The organism is Bradyrhizobium sp. Ses1, from assembly GCF_059512365.1.
Window position 1 is genome coordinate 1 of record NZ_JCAMOQ010000296.1, and the last position, 209, is coordinate 209.

Sequence of the window (209 nt, forward strand, 5' to 3'; positions counted from 1 at the left end):
GCGGCGCTTGAGGTCGCCACCGGAAAGATCATCGCGACGCATTCAAAACGTCGCCGCCGCGTCGAGTTTCTCGATTTCATGAACAGCGTCACCGCGGCCTTTCCGGGCCGAAAGCTTCACGTCATCCTCGACAACCTCAACACCCACAAGAAGAACGAGCCCTGGCTCAAGGCCCACCCCAACGTGCAGTTTCATTTCACGCCGACAAG

The 209-nt window shown here is 58.9% G+C and carries 1 protein-coding gene; it reads left to right on the top strand.

Features of this window, described 5'->3' with window-relative positions; all coding sequences use genetic code 11:
- A partial coding sequence (locus tag AC5ZG5_RS46715; RefSeq protein WP_496165631.1) for a transposase occupies window positions 1-209 on the top strand: 209 nt, incomplete at both ends.